Origin of the sequence: Mesorhizobium sp. M1C.F.Ca.ET.210.01.1.1 (assembly GCF_004791585.1) — a bacterium.
Classification (GTDB): domain Bacteria; phylum Pseudomonadota; class Alphaproteobacteria; order Rhizobiales; family Rhizobiaceae; genus Mesorhizobium.
In genome coordinates this window covers 1-313 of the sequence record NZ_SRUU01000181.1, presented here as the reverse complement: position 1 = coordinate 313, position 313 = coordinate 1, and the positions used below count along the sequence as shown (strand labels likewise).

General features: G+C 70.6%; 1 protein-coding gene. It reads right to left on the bottom strand.

What is annotated here, in order from left to right; genetic code table 11:
* Positions 1-313 (bottom strand): sigma factor (locus EN853_RS33490; protein ID WP_281062256.1); only part of this gene is annotated, 313 nt, incomplete at both ends.

The following is a 313-nucleotide window of genomic DNA, read 5'->3' as shown; positions in this document are numbered from 1 at the left end:
GTTGCGGCAACAGCTGGAGCGCAGCGACGAAGGCGCGCCGCACCGCCTCGCGGGCCTCGTAGCGCGCTTCCGGACCGGGCCCGTCGTCGGCAATGTCGGGCAGTGCCGCATCCGGATATGGCTCCAGCCAGGCAAGCGCGCTTGCCGGTCCGCCGGTCGCTTCTGCTTCGGTGGGCGGCGGCCCGGGTTGATCGAGAATGCGCCGTGCCGACGATCGTGCCTTGATGGCGTTGAGACAATTATTGGTGGCGATCGAGTAGAGCCAGCCGCGCGCCGAGCCGCGCCCGTCGAATTGCGACCGCCCGCGCCAGGC